6 protein-coding genes are annotated in these 6620 nt (G+C 56.5%); 2 read left to right on the top strand and 4 right to left on the bottom strand.

Going from position 1 to position 6620, the window contains the following annotated elements; translation table 11 throughout:
* Window positions 1–127: 127 nt before the first annotated feature.
* The gene (galE, locus tag O2807_10370) at window positions 128–1114 is read left to right on the top strand and encodes a UDP-glucose 4-epimerase GalE (protein ID MDA1000900.1); all 987 of its coding nucleotides are present in this window, start codon (window positions 128–130) and stop codon (window positions 1112–1114) included.
* Window positions 1115–1198: 84 nt separating this feature from the next.
* Here galE and O2807_10365 read toward each other — a convergent pair whose 3' ends face one another.
* Both O2807_10365 and O2807_10360 read right to left on the bottom strand, forming a co-directional pair.
* On the bottom strand, window positions 1199–2155 hold the full coding sequence (locus O2807_10365; GenBank protein MDA1000899.1) for an SDR family oxidoreductase: 957 nt from the start codon (window positions 2153–2155) through the stop codon (window positions 1199–1201).
* A gap of 31 nt (window positions 2156–2186) precedes the next feature.
* On the bottom strand, window positions 2187–3161 hold the full coding sequence (locus O2807_10360; GenBank protein ID MDA1000898.1) for a GDP-mannose 4,6-dehydratase: 975 nt from the start codon (window positions 3159–3161) through the stop codon (window positions 2187–2189).
* A 392-nt stretch (window positions 3162–3553) separates the two neighbouring features.
* Between O2807_10360 and O2807_10355 the strand changes: the two genes are divergently transcribed.
* Window positions 3554–5299, top strand: coding sequence for a hypothetical protein (locus tag O2807_10355; GenBank protein ID MDA1000897.1), 1746 nt, complete (start codon window positions 3554–3556; stop codon window positions 5297–5299).
* 10 nt (window positions 5300–5309) lie between these two features.
* Here the strand turns inward: O2807_10355 and O2807_10350 are convergent, their stop codons facing one another.
* The gene (locus tag O2807_10350) at window positions 5310–6260 is read right to left on the bottom strand and encodes an SDR family oxidoreductase (GenBank protein ID MDA1000896.1); all 951 of its coding nucleotides are present in this window, start codon (window positions 6258–6260) and stop codon (window positions 5310–5312) included.
* 7 nt (window positions 6261–6267) lie between these two features.
* Window positions 6268–6620 (bottom strand): UDP binding domain-containing protein (locus tag O2807_10345; GenBank protein MDA1000895.1); only part of this gene is annotated, 353 nt, incomplete at its 5' end.

Below are 6620 nucleotides of genomic sequence, written 5' to 3'. Positions count from 1 at the left end.
TCAGATTATGGCTAGAATGCGGCTACGACATAAAATCGGGGGGAAATCAGGCGGTTTTTAGAGGTCCCCGTAAAACTTAACATGCACTTGTTTTACTGTTTTTTACGCGTAGTGGAGGCCAACGTTCGTGGAGCACATACTGGTCACCGGCGGAGCCGGTTATATCGGGAGCCATGTCTGCAAGGCGCTCCATCGCCGGGGCTATGTTCCGGTCACATTCGACAACTTCACCACCGGACACAAATGGGCGGTGAAATGGGGACCTCTCGAAGAGGGGGACCTTCTCGATCAAACCCGTCTTCTCGAGATTTTATCCACCTATGAGCCAATCGCCGTCATGCACTTTGCTTCCTGCACCAGCGTGGGAGAATCCGTTGCGGATCCGGCGAAGTACTACATCAACAATACGGCGGCCTCCCTTTGCCTCCTCGAAGCCATGCGCCAACATGGTGTCTCCCGCTTCATTCTCTCCAGCACGGCGGCCGTATACGGTACTCCCGGGAAAGTTCCCATTCCCGAAAGCAGCCCCATCCAACCGGACAACCCTTACGGCTGGTCCAAGGCGATGGTCGAACAAGCCCTTAAGGATTATGTCGTGGCCTATAATTTCTCATCGATCGCACTTCGTTACTTCAATGCGGCAGGAGCCGATCCGGAGGGCGAGTTAGGAGAAGTGCACGACCCCGAAACGCATCTGATCCCGCTCGTATTTGATGCTGCACTCGGCCGCCGGCCGCGGATTGAGATTTTCGGAGAGGACTACGACACCCACGACGGGACCTGCATACGGGATTACGTTCACGTATCAGATTTGGCCGAAGCCCACGTTCTCGCTCTCGAAGGGTTAATGCAAAAGAGCAAGGGCTTCCAGGCATTCAATCTCGGCACCGGGAAGGGGCACACCGTCAGCGAGGTCATTGAAACCGCCCGCAGAATCACAGGACAGGACATCCCGTCGGCTATCGCTCCCCGGCGGCCGGGCGATCCGGCCAGCCTCGTCAGCAACGCGAGGCTTTTTCAGCAAGAATTCAGCTGGAAGCCAGCCTATCCTTCCCTCGAGGATCAAATCCAATCGGCGTGGTCGTGGCACAAAAAATACTTCGGGGAAAAATGAAATCACTTTTTGCTAGACTTTCCCCAAAAGATCCAAAACCATACCTCATGTACGCGAGCCGTTTATGGCATAGAACTGAAAAGCTCAGGAATTTTCCGGCGAATGTTCCCGGTACCACGCCACCGTTTCCTGCAGTCCTTCCTCGAAGGAAACCAGCGTCCGGTAGCCGAGCATCTTTTCGGCTTTCGAGACATCCGCCTCGGAGCGCCGCACATCCCCCTCCCGGGGCGGAGCATATTCGGCCTCCACGTTTTCGGCGCCGGCCAGATCCCGAATCCGCCGGAAGAGATCGTTCACCGAATGGTTGGACCCGGCCGCGAGGTTGAATATCTCCCCCCCGACGCCCTCCGCCCTGAGGGCCAGAAGGTTTCCCGAAACGACGTTGCCCACATAGGTGAAATCGCGGGACTGGCCGCCGTCGCCGTAGATGGTGGGCCGCTCCCCCCGGAGAAGGCGCGCCGTGAAGATCGGCACCACGGCGGCATACTGGGAGGCCGGGTCCTGCCGGGGACCGAAGACGTTGAAGTAGCGCAAGGCCACCGTATCCATCCCATGGAGACGGTGATAGAGCTGGAGATAGAGTTCACCGGCGCGCTTGGAGACGGCGTAGGGAGAAAGCGGCTGCGGGGGCATATCTTCGGTCCGGACATCTCCCGGCGCATCGCCGTAGATGGCGGAGGAGGAGGCGAACACGAATTTTCGAACCCCCTCCTTCCGCGCCGCCTCAAGTAGATTCAGCGTTCCGCCGACGTTGATCCGGTCCGTCTCGGCCGGATCGGCGATGGAGCGCGGCACCGAGGGGAGCGCCCCCTGGTGGAGGATGCCGTCCACCCCCTTCACCGCCCTCGCGCATACCTCCGGGGAGGTGACGCCCTCCGGGTCGTCGATCAGTTCGATGTCGCCGCGGATCTCCGAGAGGTTTTCCCGCTTTCCGGTGAGAAAGGAATCCAGCACCCGGACCCGGTTCCCCTCCTCCAGAAGCGCCCGCGCCAGATGGGAGCCGATGAAGCCGCCGCCGCCCGTTACCAGTATGCGCGCCATGATGCTTTCCCGCCGCTCAAGAGAGCCGGCACTAGACTGCGGAATGGTTTTCCCGGAAGTAGCCGATGACCGATTCGAGGATGTCGTCCAGCTGGTGGCGGGGCTCGTACCCGATCAAAGCTTTGACCTTACTCAGATCCGGCATGCGCCGCTCCATGTCCTCAAAACCTTCTCCGTAGGCCTCCTCGTAGGACATGAACTCGATCGGCGAGGATGAGCCGGCCATCTCTTTTATCCGTTTCGCGAGCGCCAGGATGGAGATCTCGTTCCCGTTCCCGACGTTGAACACCTCTCCCACCGCACCGGGGTGGGAGGCCAGATCGGCGAGCGCCCGCACGACATCGGTGACGTGGCCGAAGCACCGCCTTTGCTCGCCGGAGCCGAAAACCACGATGGGCTCTCCCTTCAGGGCGGCGCGCACAAAATTCGGGATCACCATCCCGTAGCGGCCCGTCTGCCGGGGGCCGACTGTGTTGAAAAGGCGGGCGATCACCACGGGGAGATTCCACTGGCGGTGGTAGGCCAGGGAGAGGAATTCATCGAGTGTCTTGGTGTTGGCGTAAGCCCACCGCTGCTTGCGGACCGAGCCCATGATCCGGTCGTCGTCCTCCTTCAGGGCGCCCGCTTTGTTCTTGCCATACACCTCGGAGGTGGAGGCGATGAGTGTCTTCCGATCATATTGACGCGCCAGCTGGAGAACCACTTCGGTCCCCCGGACGTTCGTCAGGATCGTTTCGACCGGTTTTTCCAGAATCAGGCGAACGCCCACCGCCGCCGCCAGGTGATAGACCTCATCGCACTCGCGGATGAGCGGCTCCACGCCGTCGGAGTCCAGGATGCTTCCCATGACGAGATGAAGCCGCGGGTTCTCCTGGATGTGCGCCAGATTCTCCAGCCGGCCGGTCGCCAGGTTGTCGAGAATGAATACCTCATGTCCGCGCTCCAGCAACTCGGTCGCCAGATGAGAGCCCACGAAGCCGGCCCCCCCTGTTATCAGACTTTTCATTTTGTCTTCCTGAATGGCTTACGCCGGCCGAAAAAAAGCGTTCTCCGGCGGCCAAACTTCCCGGTGAGTGCTCCGATTGTCCTTCCCCTGAACAGCGGCCTACCATATAGCAACTTTCCCTCTAAAATCAAAGGGTTCTTTGGATGTCATCCATCCGCTTCGATGGAACCCGGGATGAGAACCTTTATAATGCCAACGAATTCAAACCTTGGTGGATAGAGCCGTGCAATCATGGTATTTTATCCGCAGACATATTGTGGCTTTTTATTTTCATGCTGATGGACCTCATGGATTTTTCTGTGCACATGTCAAATCTCATCCCGCTGACCCCATATCTCCTTGCACTGGGACTCGCGTTTTTATTCTCGCTTTTTTTCATCCCAGGGATTAAGATGCTCTCGAAACGCATGGGGCTGGTCGCTCAACCTTCGGGGGCCAGGTGGCACAAAGAACCCACTCCTCTCCTCGGCGGGGTGGGGATTTTTATCGGCATCGCGATTTCCGTTTTTCTTTCTGCTCTTTTCGTCAGAACCTTTGAAATGAAATTTGACGTCATTTTACAATCCCGCTTGCTGGGTTTGTTGCTCGGGGTCCTGATCGTTTTCGCGGCGGGCCTCTGGGACGACATTTCAAGCCTTCGCCCCTCCGCAAAACTCATGGTCCAGATTATCGCCGCCTGCATCGCCATCATCTATGGAACCTCGATTCCCCTTGGTTCCCACAAATTTTTCTCCATCCTGCTGACGATCTTCTGGATCGTGGCTGTGACCAACGCTTTCAACCTCATCGACAATATGGACGGTCTCTGCTCCGGCATCGCGGCGATATCTGGCATGGTATTGGCCGCCTGGTCGTTTATCAGCGGAAACGTCCTGATGGGCGTCTTCTCCGCCGCCTTGACGGGCGCCTGCCTTGGTTTCCTTTGTTTTAATTTTCCCCCTGCCTCAGTGTTCATGGGAGACTGCGGAAGCATGGTCCTGGGATTCTCGCTCGCCGTCGCATCGATCTCTCTCTCGGCAAGCCATCCTACGAGCCTGGCTGCAACCCTCATGGTGCCTGTCCTGGTTCTCGGCGTCCCGATTTTCGATACCACCTTCGTTTCCCTCACCCGGATTTTCCGGGGACAAAGCATTGCACAGGGTGGCAAGGATCATACCTCTCACCGACTGGTCATCCTGGGAGTGAGTGAAAGGCGCGCGGTTCTCATGATTTATGCGTTCAGCGCCTTGATGGGAATCACAGCCTTCCTCTACGCCTACCTTCAAATTTCCATCATCTTTATCATCGCCGTCATCTTCATTTCAGGAGCCGTGGTGTTCGGATTTTTCCTCGGGGAAGTCAAAATCGATGCGAGCGAGCTACCTGCCGTTCTTGCCGAGCGGAAAAATGGTCCACCCACCATTCTCAACGCCACGCTGATGCACAAAAGAGTTATCGTGGAGATGTTGCTTGATTTTGTGAGTATTTGCGTTGCGTTTTACACCGCTACACTGTTCCGATACGAAACGAATCTCTCCCCCGCCCGTTTGGATATTTTCTGGACCACTCTCCCGGTTGTTATTCTGGTACAGCTGACGACCTTTTATTTCATGGGGCTCTACAGGAGCATGTGGCGCTACCTGGGGGTCGCCGATTTGATTCACATCACGAAAACCGTTACCGCCTCTTCCGTTCTCTCGACTCTGGCGGTATTGATGATCTGGGGATTCACGGACCGGCCCCGCAAGATATTTGCCATCGATTGGCTGATACTTCTGATGCTCGTCTCCGGAACGCGGATGTTTTTCAGGAATCTGCGGGATATGTTGCCGGGGGCCTCGAAAAAATTCGGAAAGCGGATTTTAATCATGGGGGCTGGGGATGCGGGTGAGATGCTCGTCCGCGAGATGCTCAATAACCCAAGGCTCGGCTACCAGCCGGTTGGATTTCTCGACGACAACCCCGGAAAGTCGGGAAAGCGCATGTACGGTGTCTCCGTGATGGGAACCCGTAGTGATTTCCTCAGAATTGCCGTCGAGGAAAATATTGAGGAGGTCATCGTCGCCATTCCCTCTGTCACGGATGAGATGCTCTCTGACTTCTTCGCCCAATGTGAGACGCTGCAACTTCCCTGCCGCAGAATGCATACCTTGATTTAGTCGGCAATAATCATTTTTGCCCGATGGACAATCTTTTCTGGAAATCCTCTGCAGTCTGGTGGAGCCCTTCCTCTACCGAAATCTTTGGCTCCCATCCCAGGAGCGCTCTTGCCTTCGCAATATCGGGTTGCCGTATCTTGGGGTCGTCTTGAGGAAGGGGGCGTTGTTCAATGCATGATCCGCTACCCGTGATCTTGAGCACTTGTTCAGCCAACTCAGCGATGGTCATCTCAGCAGGATTGCCCAAATTGACCGGATCGTGAACCTCGCTTTTTGACAGGGCGATCAGACCTTCCACTAAGTCGGAGATGTAACAGAAACTCCGGGTCTGGGAACCATCGCCATACACTGGCAAAGGCTCGCCCCGAATCGCAGCACGCAGAAAGTTCGGGATCGCCCGCCCATCTTCAAGACGCATCCCCGGTCCGTAGGTATTAAAAAGGCGGGCGATATAGGTCTGCAGCCCGTGTGTTCGGTGGTAGGCCATGGTCAGCGCCTCGGCAAAGCGCTTGGCCTCATCATAGACTCCCCGGGGCCCGATGGGATTAACGTTTCCCCAATAATCCTCAGACTGAGGATGAATCTCCGGATCGCCATACACTTCAGAGGTCGAGGCAAGAAGAAACCGGGCCTTTTTGGTGAGCGCAAGCCCCAGCGCATTATGCGTTCCAAGCGCCCCCACCTTCAGCGTCTGGATTGGGTAGTTCAGGTAGTCTATCGGGCTGGCGGGACTGGCGAAATGAAAGACGGCGTCGACGACCCCATCGACTTTTATGTGCGCGCAGACGTTGTGCTCAATGAAAACGAACCGCTCTTTTCCTTCATCTTGAAGAGGCCGAATCCGTCCTCTCTCACTGGAGATAAAATTATCGATACAGACAACTTCATCGCCACGCCCGAGAAAATTGCGGCACAAGTGATGGCCGATGAATCCGGCGCCGCCAGTAACGACAATCCGCATTGTCAATTTATTCCGGAAAATACGAGGGACGGCCGATACTATGATATTCGATTCCGGCTCTCGCCACCTTTTCCAGCGAGTAAATATTTCTTCCGTCGAAAAGTATGGGTGTCTTCAAGGAAGATTTCAGGCGCCGGAGATCGAGTTGAGAAAATTCACGCCATTCGGTGACGATCACCGCCGCATCCGCCCCGGACGCCGCATCGTAGGCATTTGCGTGGTAGATGATTCCGTCTTCCCCGATGATGCGCTTGGCGTTTTCCATCGCAACAGGATCGTAGAGGTGGAGCCTGGCGCCCGCCGCACGCAACAATCGGCAAATCTCGATGCTCTTGGCCTCGCGCATGTCGTCCGTATCCG

The organism is bacterium (genome assembly GCA_027622355.1).
Taxonomy (GTDB): domain Bacteria; phylum UBA8248; class UBA8248; order UBA8248; family UBA8248; genus JAQBZT01.
Note: the sequence above shows the minus strand (reverse complement) of the source record. Positions and strands in the feature narration are given on the sequence as shown.